The 490-nt window shown below is 54.9% G+C and carries 1 protein-coding gene; it reads right to left on the bottom strand.

Annotated features, from left to right (window positions below; translation table 11 throughout):
* The coding region (locus tag Xsto_RS20885) for a phage portal protein (RefSeq protein WP_099126332.1) at positions 1-490 on the bottom strand (490 nt) is incomplete at both ends.

Below are 490 nucleotides of genomic sequence, written 5' to 3'. Positions count from 1 at the left end.
CCAGTTCACCACCCACGGCATCACGGTGTGGCGGACAAACTGAATGGCCTGATTGCTGATATTGGAAAACGTGGCTTTTTCAAGGTCGTTAATCATGTGAGCCGGCACATTGAACAGCCCGGCAATCATAGAGCGGTTGAGTTTCATCATGTCAATCAGCTGCGCATCCACCGGTGAGACGGTCAGGGCTTTGTAATCCAGATCCGCCGGCAGCAGCATGGTCTTGTTTTCTTCACTGCGCAGGGCCGCCGCCGCTTTACGCCACATTAGCTTGAGTCGTTCCCAGCCCGGTTCGCTGATTTCCCCTTTCACAGACACAATTCCGGCAGGACGGGCATTACCGCCAAAGAACGCACTGGTGTATTTCTGCCCGCTCATCCCCATGCCGATGGTTTCCGCATGTTGCAGGATGGGGCTTAAGCCCATTTTCTGGTTATTGCCCAGTGCGCGGATGTGGATCATGTCGTCGGGGCTGATGGCAAAATTGCCC

This window comes from Xenorhabdus stockiae, assembly GCF_002632825.1.
GTDB classification, from domain to species: domain Bacteria; phylum Pseudomonadota; class Gammaproteobacteria; order Enterobacterales; family Enterobacteriaceae; genus Xenorhabdus; species Xenorhabdus stockiae.
Note: the sequence above shows the minus strand (reverse complement) of the source record. Positions and strands in the feature narration are given on the sequence as shown.